This window comes from Aliiroseovarius salicola (assembly GCF_027891095.1).
GTDB classification, from domain to species: Bacteria; Pseudomonadota; Alphaproteobacteria; order Rhodobacterales; family Rhodobacteraceae; genus Aliiroseovarius; species Aliiroseovarius salicola.
On the sequence record NZ_JAQIIO010000001.1, the window covers coordinates 425,770 to 439,747 of the forward strand.

General features: G+C 57.3%; 14 protein-coding genes. 3 read left to right on the forward strand and 11 right to left on the reverse strand.

What is annotated here, in order from left to right; translation table 11 throughout:
- Nucleotides 1-14: 14 nt before the first annotated feature.
- The gene (hspQ, locus tag O2N63_RS02150; protein ID WP_271052460.1) at nt 15-341 is read right to left on the reverse strand and encodes a heat shock protein HspQ; all 327 of its coding nucleotides are present in this window, start codon (nt 339-341) and stop codon (nt 15-17) included.
- Between the two features lie 195 nt (nt 342-536).
- On the opposite strand from hspQ, the gene O2N63_RS02155 reads away from it, so the two are divergent.
- Nucleotides 537-1,127, forward strand: a complete 591-nt coding sequence (locus O2N63_RS02155) for a transglycosylase SLT domain-containing protein (RefSeq protein WP_271052462.1) — start codon at nt 537-539, stop codon at nt 1,125-1,127.
- Nucleotides 1,128-1,170: 43 nt separating this feature from the next.
- Here the strand turns inward: O2N63_RS02155 and O2N63_RS02160 are convergent, their stop codons facing one another.
- The 5 genes from O2N63_RS02160 to O2N63_RS02180 form a co-directional block, all read right to left on the reverse strand.
- Nucleotides 1,171-1,770 (reverse strand): LolA family protein, encoded by a 600-nt coding sequence (locus tag O2N63_RS02160; RefSeq protein ID WP_271052463.1) that lies wholly within the window; start codon nt 1,768-1,770, stop codon nt 1,171-1,173.
- A 259-nt stretch (nt 1,771-2,029) separates the two neighbouring features.
- Complete coding sequence (locus O2N63_RS02165; protein WP_271052464.1) at nt 2,030-2,377, reverse strand: RidA family protein; 348 nt, start codon at nt 2,375-2,377, stop codon at nt 2,030-2,032.
- Between the two features lie 79 nt (nt 2,378-2,456).
- Nucleotides 2,457-5,459 carry a DNA translocase FtsK gene (locus tag O2N63_RS02170; RefSeq protein ID WP_271052465.1) on the reverse strand — a complete coding sequence of 1,001 codons (3,003 nt, stop codon included), beginning with the start codon at nt 5,457-5,459 and terminating at the stop codon, nt 2,457-2,459.
- A 13-nt stretch (nt 5,460-5,472) separates the two neighbouring features.
- A complete protein-coding gene (locus tag O2N63_RS02175; protein WP_271052802.1) occupies nt 5,473-6,654 on the reverse strand; it encodes an aminotransferase class I/II-fold pyridoxal phosphate-dependent enzyme in 1,182 nt (393 codons plus the stop codon).
- A 494-nt stretch (nt 6,655-7,148) separates the two neighbouring features.
- Entirely contained in the window at nt 7,149-8,477 is a 1,329-nt protein-coding gene (locus tag O2N63_RS02180) for an amidase (RefSeq protein ID WP_271052466.1), read from the reverse strand.
- 83 nt (nt 8,478-8,560) lie between these two features.
- On the opposite strand from O2N63_RS02180, the gene O2N63_RS02185 reads away from it, so the two are divergent.
- On the forward strand, nt 8,561-9,787 hold the full coding sequence (locus tag O2N63_RS02185) for an FAD-dependent monooxygenase (protein WP_271052467.1): 1,227 nt from the start codon (nt 8,561-8,563) through the stop codon (nt 9,785-9,787).
- A gap of 19 nt (nt 9,788-9,806) precedes the next feature.
- Here O2N63_RS02185 and O2N63_RS02190 read toward each other — a convergent pair whose 3' ends face one another.
- On the reverse strand, nt 9,807-10,694 hold the full coding sequence (locus O2N63_RS02190; protein WP_271052468.1) for a LysR family transcriptional regulator: 888 nt from the start codon (nt 10,692-10,694) through the stop codon (nt 9,807-9,809).
- A 115-nt stretch (nt 10,695-10,809) separates the two neighbouring features.
- Here O2N63_RS02190 and O2N63_RS02195 point away from each other — a divergent pair, with 115 nt between their 5' ends.
- Entirely contained in the window at nt 10,810-11,079 is a 270-nt protein-coding gene (locus tag O2N63_RS02195; protein ID WP_271052469.1) for a hypothetical protein, read from the forward strand.
- Between the two features lie 106 nt (nt 11,080-11,185).
- Here O2N63_RS02195 and O2N63_RS02200 read toward each other — a convergent pair whose 3' ends face one another.
- The 4 genes from O2N63_RS02200 to O2N63_RS02215 form a co-directional block, all read right to left on the reverse strand.
- Nucleotides 11,186-11,395 carry a Trm112 family protein gene (locus O2N63_RS02200; protein ID WP_271052470.1) on the reverse strand — a complete coding sequence of 70 codons (210 nt, stop codon included), beginning with the start codon at nt 11,393-11,395 and terminating at the stop codon, nt 11,186-11,188.
- Nucleotides 11,392-12,024: an LON peptidase substrate-binding domain-containing protein gene (locus O2N63_RS02205; RefSeq protein ID WP_271052471.1), complete on the reverse strand. Its 633-nt coding sequence runs from the start codon at nt 12,022-12,024 to the stop codon at nt 11,392-11,394. Before O2N63_RS02205 ends, O2N63_RS02200 begins: the two co-directional genes overlap by 4 nt.
- Before the next feature lie 39 nt (nt 12,025-12,063).
- Nucleotides 12,064-12,969, reverse strand: a complete 906-nt coding sequence (locus O2N63_RS02210; protein ID WP_271052472.1) for a tetratricopeptide repeat protein — start codon at nt 12,967-12,969, stop codon at nt 12,064-12,066.
- 144 nt (nt 12,970-13,113) lie between these two features.
- The gene (locus O2N63_RS02215; RefSeq protein WP_271052474.1) at nt 13,114-13,902 is read right to left on the reverse strand and encodes an exodeoxyribonuclease III; all 789 of its coding nucleotides are present in this window, start codon (nt 13,900-13,902) and stop codon (nt 13,114-13,116) included.
- Between the last annotated feature and the right edge of the window lie 76 nt (nt 13,903-13,978).

A 13,978-nucleotide genomic window follows, 5' to 3' on the forward strand; every position in this document is an offset into this window, starting at 1 on the left:
TTAAAGGATTTTTCTTAGTTCAGTTGAAAATGGAGCGGGTATTGACCGTCTTCAAATTCACCAAAGAGATCCGGCAAATCAGGGTGGCTGACAGGTTCACCCGAATAATCCGCGATCAGGTTCTGCTCGGACACATAGGCCACATAGTAACTTTGGTCGTTTTCAGCCAACAGGTGGTAAAACGGCTGATCTTTTGAGGGGCGGCTATCCTCGGGAATCGCATCATACCATTCCTCGGTGTTGGAAAACATTGCATCCACGTCAAAAACCACACCGCGAAACGGATGTTTGCGATGGCGTACGATTTGTCCCAAATGATATTTGGCGTGAGTCTTTAACATTTAATAGCCCCTCGTCCTTTTTCTACCGCGTTCCGTTGCGGGCGTCCATGGAACGGGGCCAGAATTGTAGGAAACAAATTGTCAACTTTCCGCGCATCGAAGCCACGAACCTACAAATTGTGATCACCCAAATCGTTTTCAATAGGTTGAAAATCCTGTATACTGCTGGGAAACGAACATATGCGAGTGAGGCAAATGAGCAGGTTTCTTCGCAACGCGTTGATTGGTGGTCTTATTGTGGGCTTTGTTGCGTCTTGCGGGGGCGGAAGCTCCAAGGCGCCGCGCAATCTCGACAACGCGTGCAGCATTATCAAGCAACGGCCCAAGATCCATCGGGCCATGAAAAAAACCCAACGAAAATGGGGGGTTCCGGTGCATGTGCAGATGGCTGTCATTCATCAGGAATCGAAGTTCATTCCAGATGCACGGACCCCGGTAAAATATGTCCTAGGCGTGCTTCCCATGGGGCGCGCGAGCTCGGCTTATGGCTATGCTCAGGCGTTAGATGCGACGTGGAAAGAATATCAAAGGGCCGAAGGTGGGCGCGGTGCCGAGCGCACCGACATACGTGACGCGACTGATTTCATGGGGTGGTACATGACCGAAACCCGTGAGGTGACGGGCCTCCCGTTGTCCGATGCGCGTGGGCAATATCTGGCGTATCACGAGGGGCGCACTGGATATTTGCGTGGCAGCTACCGCAATAAATCCTGGCTTATGCGTGTGGCGGGGGACGTAGAACAACGCTCATACCGCTATCGTGTCCAACTACAAAATTGTCGATAAACGATCTGCTGCTCGCAAGTTGCGAGCGGCTAATCCTTTGTAATTAACGGCGCTTTTGTGTTTCCAGATGGATCGAGAACAAGGAAGATCCCAGCGTGCCGCCGGTCTTCAACTCGCCTAGAATCATCGTAACTTCCGATCCGGCATTATCGGTGATCACCCATTGACGCAGCTGGGTCGGATTTGCGGTGAACATCAGTTTGATACTGCCGTATTCGGGGTTGTCGGGGTCCTGTGCCGTGACAACCGTAGACGTTCCATCAAAACCGTGCCCCGTCACCATTTTAGCGCGACCCAGGTTGACATTCTTGGCCAAGACAACGGAGAGGGGCGTTTGCTTCAACGGGTACTGAGACGGGCCAGAGTTGGATTTTCCATCAAAAACAGCAACTTGCGAGCTTCCGACCACAACCAGAGCATCCATTGGCGGATTATACTCAAACCGCGCCCGGCCGGGGCGTTTGATATAGATGGTCCCGGTCGAGATCGTGCCATCATCATTTAGCTGCGTGAATTCAGCTTCTGCTGTCTTCAGGCCATTGAGATAGGCCGAGATGTCACCCAGTGATAGCTTCTCGGCCAAAGCCGGAACGGAACTGATCATCAGGGCGCCTGCGGCGATCATCATGCGAAGTGCGGTCATACATCCTACCTCTTTATTCGGGTCCAGTTTGCCCGGTTTGTGAGAAGGATTTAACCCCGAACCCAACGTGATAGGCGATAACATGCGCGTGTCATGGAAAATCGCCCGACATTTCGGGATCCGCACAAAACTTTAAACTCTTCAAACACCGGACCCGGCAAAGTTTAAAATCTTTAACAGGCTGAAATCCAAAACTTTAAATTCTTTAATGGGGCTGCGAATTTGACGGCGGCACACATCGGGCCACCGCCAATTCGCGTCATTCGTCGTAAGCGGCTGTGATGATCACTTCGACCTTCAGCTCGGGGCTGGCGAGATGGGCCGACCCACAGGCACGCGCCGGGGCATGGCCTCTGGGCACCCAATTGTCCCAGACCGCATTCATTTCGTCGAAGTCTTTCATGTCATCAAGCCAGATTATGGCCTGCAGCATTTGCGATGACGAAGAGCCAGCCTCTTCGAGAAGCGCCTCAATCCGGGCCAGACATTCGCGGGTCTGGTCCGCCACGCTGTCACCCCGGATACCAACCTGGCCACAGAGATAAACCACACCCTTGTGTTTGACGATCTTGCTCATGCGATCGCTGGTATAACGTCGTTGGATCATTTTCTGCCTCGGTTTTTGCGCATTTTACGGCGTGGGGTCGTTACCTCCACGCTCTGCGCTTTTGGTTAATTATTCGTTATTATTGCTGTTCAGGGACCAGAATCTCACGCTTGCCAACGTGGTTGGATGCCGACACCAGGCCCTGATCCTCCATCTGCTCCACCAGACGCGCGGCTTTGTTGTATCCGATGGCCAGTTTGCGCTGGATGTACGAGGTGGAGCATTTGCGATCCTTGATCACAATCGCCACCGCCTGATCATAAAGCGCATCTTCGCCATTGGTGTTGCCACCTGTGTTCAGCCCAAGAACCGCGTCGATATTGTCGGCCTTGTCATCAGACGGTCCTTCAACCACACCACCGATATATTCGGGAGGGCCATAGGATTTCAGATAGGTCACGATTTCCTCGACCTCTTCATCTGACACAAACGGGCCGTGAACGCGGGTGATGCGTGCGCCACCTGCCATGTAAAGCATGTCGCCCATGCCCAGAAGCTGTTCGGCGCCCTGTTCACCCAAAATGGTTCGGCTGTCGATTTTCGAGGTGACCTGGAACGAAATCCGGGTCGGGAAGTTGGCCTTGATGGTGCCGGTGATCACATCGACAGAGGGGCGCTGCGTGGCCATGATCAGGTGAATACCTGAGGCACGCGCCATCTGCGCAAGACGTTGAATACAGGCTTCAATCTCTTTGCCGGCCACCATCATCAAGTCGGCCATCTCGTCAACCACCACCACAATGAACGGCAGTTTTTCGGGCGCGAACTCTTCGGTCTCAAAGATCGGCTCGCCGGTGTCCTCGTCAAATCCGGTCTGAACAGTGCGCTCAAACATCTCGCCTTTGGCCAGCGTGTCAGCGACGCGCGAGTTGTAGCCTTCGATGTTCCGCACGCCCATCTTGGACATTTTGCGATAACGGTCTTCCATCTCGCCCACGACCCATTTCAGCGCCACAACCGCCTTTTTCGGGTCGGTCACAACGGGTGAAAGCAGGTGCGGGATACCGTCATAGACGCTGAGTTCCAGCATCTTCGGGTCGATCATGATCATCCGGCAATCTTCCGGTGTCAGACGATAGAGAAGCGACATGATCATCGTGTTGATGGCCACGGATTTACCAGAACCGGTGGTCCCGGCGATCAACAGGTGGGGCATTTTGGCAAGGTTGGCGACGATCGGATCACCGCCGATATCCTTGCCAAGCGCCAGCGGCAGACCGTGGTTGCCGTCACCAAAATCACGGGTCGAGAGGATTTCGCGGAACGAGACCATCTCGCGTTTTTCATTTGGCAGTTCGATACCAATCACGCTACGGCCGGGCACGGTCGACACCCGTGCCGACAGGGCCGACATGGACCGTGCAATATCATCCGCCAAACCAATCACGCGGCTGGCCTTGAGACCCGGGGCGGGTTCAAGTTCATACATGGTGACAACGGGGCCGGGGCGGACCGAGACGATCTCGCCTTTCACGCCGTAGTCATCCAGCACGGTTTCCAGCATCCGCGCGTTTTCTTCCAGCGCTTCGTCCGACAGGTGGTGACGTTCGATGGTCACAGGGTCCATCAACAGGCCAAGCGGCGGCAGTTCAAATGCGGGTCTTTTGTCTTCGAACTTCAGGCTGGGCTGGGCTTCCGCTTTTGCCTGAGTGGACGGTTGAACTGGCTTACGCACCTGATGCTGCACCACTTTCTTCGGACTTTGGGTAAAGCTTGCGGTCGGAGGAGTGTAGACTCGCGGGCTGGGATCCGGGGCGTTCATCAGGTCTTCAACCACCAGATCGTCATCCGCTTCGGCCCGGTCGGGCATGTCGTAAGGCAGGGGCGCCACATGCATCGGGTCATCCAGCAGCGGGGCTTCTATCATCGGCGCCTCGGGCGTTGTATCCAGGATCATCGGATCAGGCTTGCGGCGATGCCGAGCCACGGCGCGCTCCAGCGGGGGTTCATCCCGCAGGGCACCCGGGGCATGCGGGATCGGTGCGATCCGGGCACGGTTCTTCAGCGCATTGGCAACTTTGGCTTTGATCCGGTCTTCGCCACCAAGGCCTTCGGGGATCTCGCCCTCAAAAACAGGTTGCTCCACAAGCTCCGGTTCTGGTGTTTGCTGAACGCGACGAATGAGCGATGTGAGCAACCCCGGCTTGGGAGCGGGTTCTGGGGCGGGGGCCGCCATCAGAAGATCCGGATCATATGATGCGGCATGTGCCTGATGTGCGGTCAGCGGTGGCTCGGCCACCAATTCAGGGCGCATGACTCTGGCCGTGCGCAGCGGAGGCGGGGCCGCAAAATCTTCATCATCGATCAGGTCTTCATCTGCCTCGGCGGCCAAACGGCGCTCTTCAGCACGCGCATCTTTTCGCGCAAGATGGCGGGCATAAAGCCCTTTGGCCGTTACACTGGCACCTGTTGCTGCACCCTTGGCTGCCCCTTTGGCACCGCGCCCGATCAGGGTCATCAGGCCAACATAGGTCATCACCAGACCAAACAGAAGGAAATGCCCGATGCGCTTAAGCTCTGCCAGGTTCAGGCCCAGCGCATAGCCGAGAACAATCAATGTCAGCACGGCGGACACAACGGACATGAGTTTCAGACCAAAGCCGGTCCCGAACGGCAGGGCTGCAAGGAACGCCCCCAACACGGTGTCACCAAACAGGCCACCCAGACCAAAGCTATGCGTCCAAGCCGGGCCTGGCACCAAGGTTGAGGCGTATACTGCGGCCATCGCCACAGCGATCGGTGCAAAGATCACGCGGGAAATGGCGCGTTCCCCACCCATGTGAAAAGTGAACCGCACGCCCCAGATGACAAAAACAAGCGACAAGACCCATGAACCGAGACCAGAAATCACCGAAAGAGGCGAGGCGATAAACGCACCAAACCGTCCAAGTGTATTCTGTGCGGGCGCATCCGTGGCAGACATCCAGCCGGGATCTTCAGGCGAGTAACTCCCAAGGATCAGGGCCACGATGATGCCCAGAACCATCAGCCCGATGCCAATAAGTTCCTTGCCACGTTTTTCAATCACCGCTTGGGTGGTGCTGTCAAAGATCGGATCCCGTTGTTTCGTCTGAAACGCCATTGCTACCTCGTCCTCACTTATAGAGACAGTCACGGAGCTTGATCAGCCCGCGCTGCATTTCTTGTTTTGGGGCCACCATGGCAGCCCGAATATAACCTTTGCCCGGATTAAATCCGTCCACGTCGCGCGACAGGTAAGCGCCGGGCAATACCCGCACGCCGGTTTCCTGCCAAAGCTTCAATGTCGCGGCCTCACCATCCTCGACCGGCAGCCAGAGAAAGAACCCAGCTTCGGGTGACACATAGCCCGGCACGTCGGCGAAAATCTTATCGGCGATGGCAAATTTTTCCTGATAAAGCGCGCGGTTTTCGGCGACATGCACGTCATCCGACCACGCTTTCTCCGACACGCGCTGCAGCGGCATCGGAACCGGAGAGCCCGCGTAATTGCGCAGCCGACGAATGCGCGCGATGCTTTCAGGGCCGGTCGCCACAAAGCCAGACCGCAATCCCGGAAGGCTAGAACGCTTTGAAAGAGAATGGAAAATTGTCACTCGTTCGGGGTCCGCGCCACCTTCTTGCGCCACTTCCAGCGCGCCTACAGGAGGGGTGTCACGGTAGATCTCGGAATAGCACTCATCGGCGAAAATCTTGAAATCAAACTTCTCTGCCAATTGAATCAGGTTCGCCCAGTAATCGCGATCCGCCACCGCGCCCTGCGGGTTGGCGGGCGAGCAGATATAGGCCACTTCCACCCGGTTCAGCACATCCGCCGGTAGGCTGGTGTAATCGGGCAAATGTCCGGTTTCAGCGGTGGCATGCACAAACATCGGTTCCGCCCCAATGGTGCGGGCGGCCACGGCATAGACCTGATAAAACGGGTTTGGCGTTAACACGATCGGCTGCTGCCCGCGCGAGGTTTCCTCGGGACAGAGCGCCAAAAGCGCATTGTGCAACCCTTCGCGCGTGCCGTTAAGGGCCATGATCTGCGCCTCGGGCATATCCACGCCATAACGGCGCTTGAGAAAGCCGGAAATGGCGGAAAGCAGTTCGGGCGTGCCCTCGTTCACCGGGTAGCGGCCAAATTCATGCGCATATTCGCTGATGATGCCCATCACCCAGTCGGGGAAGGCATGTTTGGGCTCGCCAATGGACATATGCACAACATCACCGCCCGGATCATGGTGATCCAGAAGCGCGCGCAAACGCGGAAATGCATAGGCTGGCAAGCCGGAATACCGCTCGGGGAACGTCATCATAAACGTCTTTTTTCTGCCTCAGATATCGGGATCATTTCGCCCCGTTTTGTCCCACATTACGCCGCATTTTCGACCCGGTCCAGAAAAACCCCGCAATTTTCATGCGTTGCAAGGGAGGGGTGTGGTTTTTTGGTCAGTGGGGGGGCGCAGGGTCTTCTTTGATCTAGCCAAAAAACATTCGGCCCCCTATACGCGCGATCGATTGGTCCGGCGGCAAACGTGTATTTGGCTCGAACCACTCATCAATCTCCAATAATTTAGCGCCCTCACTCTCTAATCCCTTTGAGATCATAATAGTCGCATCTTGCCGATCTGCTGCGCTCACAGCAAACGAGCAATAGAATTTCCCGTCCTGTTGATCTTCTGCCAGCGCGACTGCGCAATGTGACGCCATGCCCCAACCGCGTAATCGCCTTAGAACATTCTGATACCAGCCATGTGCCAGAACTAATACTTCGCTCACCCCATCTTCACGCATTAGTAATCTAGCTCTACCCCAACGCCTCCTCAGCCGCTGCCCCCAACCGCAACAACCGCTCTTCCGCCATCGGTTCCCCAAGGAACATGATGCCCGTCGAGGGCAAGCCGGTGGGGAGCGTCAGTCCGCTTGATCCCATCAGGTTGCCGATCCGCGTGTTGCGAAGGGCCCAGAGGTTTTCCTCGACGTAATACGCACTATCGGTCAGCAGGCGTTCCACATTGGGGGGCATAATGGTTGAGGTCGGCAGGACCACCGCGTCAAACCCTGCGGTCTGGGCGTGGAACTCCGCCCGCATCCGTTCAAGCGCTTGCCACGCCCGGACAAACTCGACCCCGGTGAAGCGCTTGCCTGACTGGAAGCGTTCAAGGATTTCCGGGAACATCAGTCCCGGCTGCGCTTCGATCTCATCCTGCCATGTGGCATAGGCTTCGGTGGTGAACAGCACGCCGGACAGGGCCAGCGCCTCCTCGACCACCGGAAGATGGGCGCGAGTGATTTGGGCCCCATTGTCCATGAGCCGCCCAATCGCGCTTTCAAACCCGGCGCGGGGTTCATTTCGGGCGGGTTCAACCCCGTCTTCCAAGACCAGAAGACGGGTTCCCTTGAGGGTCGCGCCTTTTAGATCAACAGGCGTGCCCCCCTCCAACGCGGCCAGCATCAGGGCAGCATCCTCAACCGTGCGACAGAGCGGGCCCACTGTGTCGAAGCTCTTGACCAACGGCACCACGCCCTTGAGCGACACCCGGCCAGACGTGGTTTTCAGCCCAACCAGATCGTTCCAGGCGGACGGGATACGCACCGACCCGCCCGTGTCCGAGCCGATCCCGCAGGGGGCAAGATCAAAGGCCACTGAGGTGGCGGCACCGGAACTTGATCCGCCCGACACGGCGTCATGATCGTTTACACAGGGCGATGTGGCGGTAATGGGGTTCAGTCCTAACCCCGAGAAGGCAAGCTCGCTCATATGGGTTTTGCCCAGGCAGACCATGCCCTGCGCCGTGGCGTTCTTCAGTACCTGCGCGTCTTCGGTCGGAACGCGCCCTTTCAAAAGCGCCGACCCCGATTCCGTGGCCACCCCGGCGGTATCAAATAGGTCTTTCCATGAGATCGGCACCCCATCGACCAGCCCCAACCGCAGCCCGGCCTTCGCCCGTGCGCGCGCCGCTTCGGCCTCGGCAAGGGCGCGTTTTTCCGTAAGCCGTGCATAGATCCGGTCGGCAAACGGATGGGTGCGGATCGCATCATAGTAGGTCACGACCAGCTCCACCGGGTCGATCTCGCCCGCACCGATCCCGCGCCCAAGGTCACCCACACTCATCTTCAACCAAGCTGTGCTCATCGCCGCCTCCTATGACCGTCAAGAAGGACGGTAGCGGCAGGATCGCACATGGACAATCCCCCCCCACTGCGCGAGAAAGGGGCATGGAACTGGATGCTGATATTCTGATTGTCGGGGGGGGGCTGAACGGCCCGGCGCTCGGACTGGCGCTTGGGGATTGCGGGTTTGACGTGACCATCGTGGACGCCATGCCCAAAGGCGCGCGTGGTGCGGATGATTTCGACGGGCGCGGTTATGCGCTGGCGCTGGCCTCGCAACGCCTGCTGACCGCGATAGGCGTGTGGCCGAAAGTGGCCCCCCATGCGCAACCTCTGCTGGATATCCGCATTTCCGATGGCCGCGCCGGAGAAGGCCCCGGCCCCTTTGTGCTGGAGTTCGACCATGCCGAGATCGACGAAGGCCCGATGGGATATATGGTCGAAGACCGTTTCCTGTCCCGCGCCTTCCTTGAGGCCGTCGAGACACACCCCAAAGTCACGCTGATTGATCAGGACAGTGTAGTGTCGCAAGAGGTCGGCCCGGCCTCGGTCACGTTGACGCTTGGCTCGGGCAAAACGCTGACCGGACAGATTGTGGTTGGCTGTGACGGGCGCAAATCCGGCACCTGCGAGCGCGCTGGGATCAAACGCTGGGGTCATGACTACGGACAAACCTCGCTGGTCTGCGCGGTGGATCACGAATTGCCGCACAATGGCGCGGCCCATCAGTTCTTCATGCCCCCCGGCCCGCTGGCCATCCTGCCGCTGCCGGGCAATCAAAGTTCGATCGTCTGGACCGAAAGCCACGAAGAAGCGGCCCGCATTCAGGGGCTGGATGACGAGGGCTATCTGGAAGAGCTGCGCCCGCGCTTCGGATCTTTCCTTGGTGAAATCGGTCTGGCTGGCAAACGCTTTACCTACCCGCTGAACCTGACCGTGGCCGAGAGCTTTGTCTCGGACCGTCTGGCGCTGGTTGGTGATGCCGCCCACGGGATACACCCCATCGCGGGTCAAGGCCTGAACGCAGGGCTGAAAGATGTGGCGACGCTCGCTGAAGTACTGGCGCTGGCCCGCCGTCGCGGTGAGGATATTGGCCGCATCGACGTTCTGGAGCGCTATCAGCAATGGCGACGCTGGGATGTGATGCAGATGGTGGGGGCCACCGAGGTCACCAACCGGCTGTTTTCAAACGACAACCCGATCCTGCGCGCGACCCGCGACATCGGTCTAGGAGTGGTCAACGCCTTCCCCGGCCTGAGACGCAGCTTTATCCGCGAGGCAGCGGGATTGACGGGGGATCTGCCGAAGCTGTTACAGGGACGGCAGATTTGAAGCCGAGACACCAATCCGTTCAGGCCATTACCTCCTTGAGAAAATCGATGAAAACGCGGATACGGGCGGACATCAAGGTTCGGTGTGCGTAGAGCGCATAGATGTCCTGTTCAACAGTCTGGCAATCAGGTAGCAGGCGTACAAGCCGCCCGGCTTCCAGCTCTTGTTTAGCCACATAGTCGTGCATGAGTGCGCAACTGTCACTGTTTAAAACCCCCCAAATCTGCGCCCTGTAAGAATCGACAACATACTGATTGGGAATAGAATAATCGATCTCGCCCTCAGGAGCGGTGAGCCGTTGGACATGGCCCCAACTACCGATAGCGAGTTTGACGATTGGACGCCCAACCAGATCATCGAGCACCCCGGGGAAACCATAGCGTTCGATGTGGCTGGGGGTGGCGACAAATATCATCCGGAAGCCGCAGACGCGTATCGCTGTGAGGGAAGAATCGGGCAATGGACCGGATCCGACTCTGAGCGCGACATCCACGTGTTCTTCAATGAGGTCGACCGGCCGATTGCCAAGGCGTAAATCAATGGAAACCTGCGGATAACGCCGTAAGAACTCGGGCAATATCGGTGCCAGCATTTCGTTTCCAAAGGTGACAGCACTTGTGACAACCAGCTTTCCACTGGGATTTGTATGCTGTTCCTTGGTGACATCTCGAAGCGCCTCGATTTCTTGCAAAACGACTTCGCTTCGTCGAAGGAAGTTTTCACCTTCAGGTGTAAGCGCAAGACTTCTAGTACTCCGATTGAAGAGCCGAACACCGAGGTCGGCCTCCAGCTCTGCAACGATGCGCGTGATGGACGGAGCCGAAAGATTCATTGCCCGCGCCGCTTGCGCGAAACTTCCGTGGTACGAAATCTCGGCGATGACCCGCATCGCTTTTAGCATGTCCATACTTCTTGCTATTCCAAATTATGGAATAGTCAATGTTGTTATCAATTATTCTTCAACTATTAGAAATGGAGAATAATGTCTCTAGAGCCCAAAAACAAAATTGGAGGAGCCCAAAATGTTGCACGATATTCAGCTCGATCAATTTTCATCTAATCACCCTAGACAGGCGTATCTTAGACCCGACCTGATGCGACAGGAATATGTGAACCTCCTGCGCCTTCGCGACGCCCAAAGACGAGCAGGTCACTGGTGGTCCATCAGGCAAGGCATCGTGCAGTTTTCCGAACGCTGCGCCGCCCGTATTGGCACCACACTTCTACACTGGGTCGAGGTACGAAAGCTGCAACGTGCTGCAAACCACAACTTGGCGGAATCAAATTCGTGATGAATTGAACAGACTGCTCAAAGCTCAAAACTCCACTTGGAGATCAGCTTTATACACTTGCCAAACTCGGCCAAGATCAGCCGTGCAATAACACCGCCAAATGCGCTTACTCCTCGAGCTTGCGCGCCTCATCCACCAGCATGATCGGAATGCCGCCGCGCACCGGGAAGGCGATTTTGGCGGCTTTGGAGACAAGTTCCTGCTTCTCCGCATCGTAACTCAGCGTGGTCTGGGTAACCGGGCAAACCAGCGCTTCGATCATGTGGCGGTCGACTTGCGGCCCCTCATCTTTCCGGCTTTCTTTGGCGTCAGTCATTGCAGTTTCTCATCTCCTTCCCCGCTTCGCAGGGCAAATTCCATCAGGGTGACCAATGTTTCCCGCCGGGTCGTCAGCGACGGAGCTTCCAGCAGCGCCTGTTTGTCCTCGGAATCAAACGGGCACAGCGTGGACAGCGCATTGATCAACAGCTCATCCTCTGCCTCTTTCAGGCTTTTCCAATCGGACTGCAACTCTTCGGTGGCAAAATAACGAGACAGAAGATCAAGGAATTGGTCCCGGTCAAACGCCCGGTCATGTTCCGCCACCCCAAGATCACGCGAAAAACTGGCCCAATCCACATGGGCGCGCTTGTAAGGGGTAAAGCCCTCCTGCACCTCGCCCAGTCGAAACCGAGACACACCCGTCAGCGTGACCATATAGCGCCCGTCTTCCGTTTCCGTGAACGACGTGATCCGTCCGGCACATCCAATCGCATACAGGCGTTCGCTGTCGCCAATTGGTTGGATCATGCCAATCACGCGCCCCGACGTCTTGAGCACATCATCCACCATCGCCAGATAGCGCGGTTCAAACACATGCAGGGGCAGTCGACCGCGGGGCAGCAAAAGCGCCCCGGCAAGAGGGAATAGCGGGATCGTATCAGGCAGGTCCGCAGGAGTGATCATATCTCACCCTAGCGCGACCTTTCCGTTTGACCAAGCGGTTCAGACCAGAATCATCGAGGCCAGTTTGCGGCGGCCATTCAGCGCTACTGCGTCATTGGGGGCAAGCGCGTCGAAAATGGTGAACAGTTGCGCCTTGGCAGCCCCGTCATTCCATTCACGATCACGGCGGAAAAGCTCCAAAAGTTCGGCAACCGCCGCTTCTGCGTCGCCAGCCGCATTTAATGCAACCGCAAGATCAAATCGGGCCTGATGGTCATCTGAATTGGCCTCAACCGCCGCGCGCAACTCGCCCACTGGTCCGGCATCTTCTGCCTGACGCGCCAGCTCGATCTGGGCGCGGGCGGCTTCCAGTTCCGCCGCTTCGGAAATCTCAGCAGGCGCTCCGTTCAAAACGGCCTCGGCCTGATCCAGATCGCCCATGGCAATGGTGGCACGTGCCAATCCACCAAAGGCTGCGGCAGAATTGGGATCTTCTTCCAAAATCGCGGCGTAGGTCTGCGCGGCATCCGCTGCCTCGCCAGCCTCAAGCATCTCATCCGCCGCCGCAATGGCATCCGCCAGACCGCCATCCCCACCCAGATCAGCCACGCGGTTTACAAAGGCGGTAATCTCGCTGGGCGGCAATGCTCCCTGAAACCCGTCCGCTGGCTGCCCTTTCCAGAAGGCATACACCGTTGGAATCGACTGCACGCGCAGCTGGCCTGCGATCATCTGGTTCTCGTCCACATTGACCTTGACCATGCGCACGCGGCCCTTGGCCTCGGTCACTGCCGCCTCCAGCGCCGGTCCCAACTGCTTGCACGGCCCACACCATGGCGCCCAAAAGTCGACAATCACCGGCACCTCGTTCGAGGCTTCGATCACGTCCTGCATAAAGGTGGCCTCAGAGCTATCCTTGATCAGATCAGCGGCGGGTGCTGCGGCTTGGCCCAGGTCGAGTTCCATGGCAATGCGTCCTTGTTATCTAGCGTTGTCCCTTAGATGGAGTATGCCCGCCGCCCATGCAAGGCCACCGCGCCTGCTTCGCCTTTTTTCTTGCCAGAAATACCTTGGGGTGAGCAGCGCAGCTGCGAGGGGCAAAGCCCCTGATCAGAGATCAAAACTCGCAAACACCGGTGCATGATCCGAAGGCTTTTCCCAGCCCCGCGCATCGCGCAAAACCCGCGACCCATGTGCGGCATTGGAAATATCCGGCGTGGCCCAGACGTGATCCAGCCGGCGCCCTTTGTCCGCAGCGTCCCAATCTTTCGCACGATAGCTCCACCAGCTGTAAAGCTGGCCCTCTGGAATATCCTGCCGGGTCACATCCACCCAACCAGCTGAATCCTGCACCTGCGCCAGTGCCTCCACTTCGACCGGCGTATGGCTGACCACTTTCAACAGTTTCTTATGCGACCAGACGTCATCTTCACGCGGGGCAATATTCAGATCCCCCACCAGAATGGATTTTCCCGGCTTTTGCTTGAAGAAATGGTCCCGCATCTCGGTGAGGTAATCGAGCTTTTGGCCAAATTTCTCATTCACCTCGCGATCCGGCACGTCGCCGCCTGCGGGCACATAGAAATTATGAACCGTCACCCCGTTTTCCAACTGCCCGGCAATATGGCGGGCATGGCCGAGATCAGCAAAGTCATGACTGTCTGCTTCAACCATCGGAATGCGCGACAGGATGGCCACGCCGTTGTAACCCTTCTGTCCACGGGCCACCATGTGTTCGTATCCCAGCGCGCGAAACCCCTCGAGCGGGATCTTTTCAACCGGGCTTTTGCATTCCTGCAGGCAAAGCACATCCGGCGCCTCATCTTCCAGAAGTTTCAGCACAATCGGTTCCCGCAGCCGAACAGAATTGATGTTCCAGGTGGCAAGGGTGAAGCTCATGATATCCTCCGGTGAACGCACGTTTGCGGCGACCATAAAGGACGGATTAAAAAGTAAACAGGGGCGAGTTCCCCCT

What these genes read in the sequence shown, in the direction of transcription:
- O2N63_RS02155 (WP_271052462.1), top strand. Translation starts at nt 537, where the DNA reads ATGAGCAGGTTTCTTCGCAACGCGTTGATTGGTGGTCTTATTGTGGGC.
- O2N63_RS02215 (WP_271052474.1), bottom strand. Translation starts at nt 13,902, where the DNA reads ATGAGCTTCACCCTTGCCACCTGGAACATCAATTCTGTTCGGCTGCGG.
- O2N63_RS02170 (WP_271052465.1), bottom strand. Translation starts at nt 5,459, where the DNA reads ATGGCGTTTCAGACGAAACAACGGGATCCGATCTTTGACAGCACCACC.
- O2N63_RS02200 (WP_271052470.1), bottom strand. Translation starts at nt 11,395, where the DNA reads ATGACTGACGCCAAAGAAAGCCGGAAAGATGAGGGGCCGCAAGTCGAC.
- O2N63_RS02180 (WP_271052466.1), bottom strand. Translation starts at nt 8,477, where the DNA reads ATGAGCACAGCTTGGTTGAAGATGAGTGTGGGTGACCTTGGGCGCGGG.
- O2N63_RS02190 (WP_271052468.1), bottom strand. Translation starts at nt 10,694, where the DNA reads ATGGACATGCTAAAAGCGATGCGGGTCATCGCCGAGATTTCGTACCAC.
- O2N63_RS02210 (WP_271052472.1), bottom strand. Translation starts at nt 12,969, where the DNA reads ATGGAACTCGACCTGGGCCAAGCCGCAGCACCCGCCGCTGATCTGATC.
- O2N63_RS02185 (WP_271052467.1), top strand. Translation starts at nt 8,561, where the DNA reads ATGGAACTGGATGCTGATATTCTGATTGTCGGGGGGGGGCTGAACGGC.
- O2N63_RS02205 (WP_271052471.1), bottom strand. Translation starts at nt 12,024, where the DNA reads ATGATCACTCCTGCGGACCTGCCTGATACGATCCCGCTATTCCCTCTT.
- O2N63_RS02160 (WP_271052463.1), bottom strand. Translation starts at nt 1,770, where the DNA reads ATGACCGCACTTCGCATGATGATCGCCGCAGGCGCCCTGATGATCAGT.
- O2N63_RS02195 (WP_271052469.1), top strand. Translation starts at nt 10,810, where the DNA reads ATGTTGCACGATATTCAGCTCGATCAATTTTCATCTAATCACCCTAGA.
- O2N63_RS02175 (WP_271052802.1), bottom strand. Translation starts at nt 6,654, where the DNA reads ATGACGTTCCCCGAGCGGTATTCCGGCTTGCCAGCCTATGCATTTCCG.
- O2N63_RS02165 (WP_271052464.1), bottom strand. Translation starts at nt 2,377, where the DNA reads ATGATCCAACGACGTTATACCAGCGATCGCATGAGCAAGATCGTCAAA.
- hspQ (WP_271052460.1), bottom strand. Translation starts at nt 341, where the DNA reads ATGTTAAAGACTCACGCCAAATATCATTTGGGACAAATCGTACGCCAT.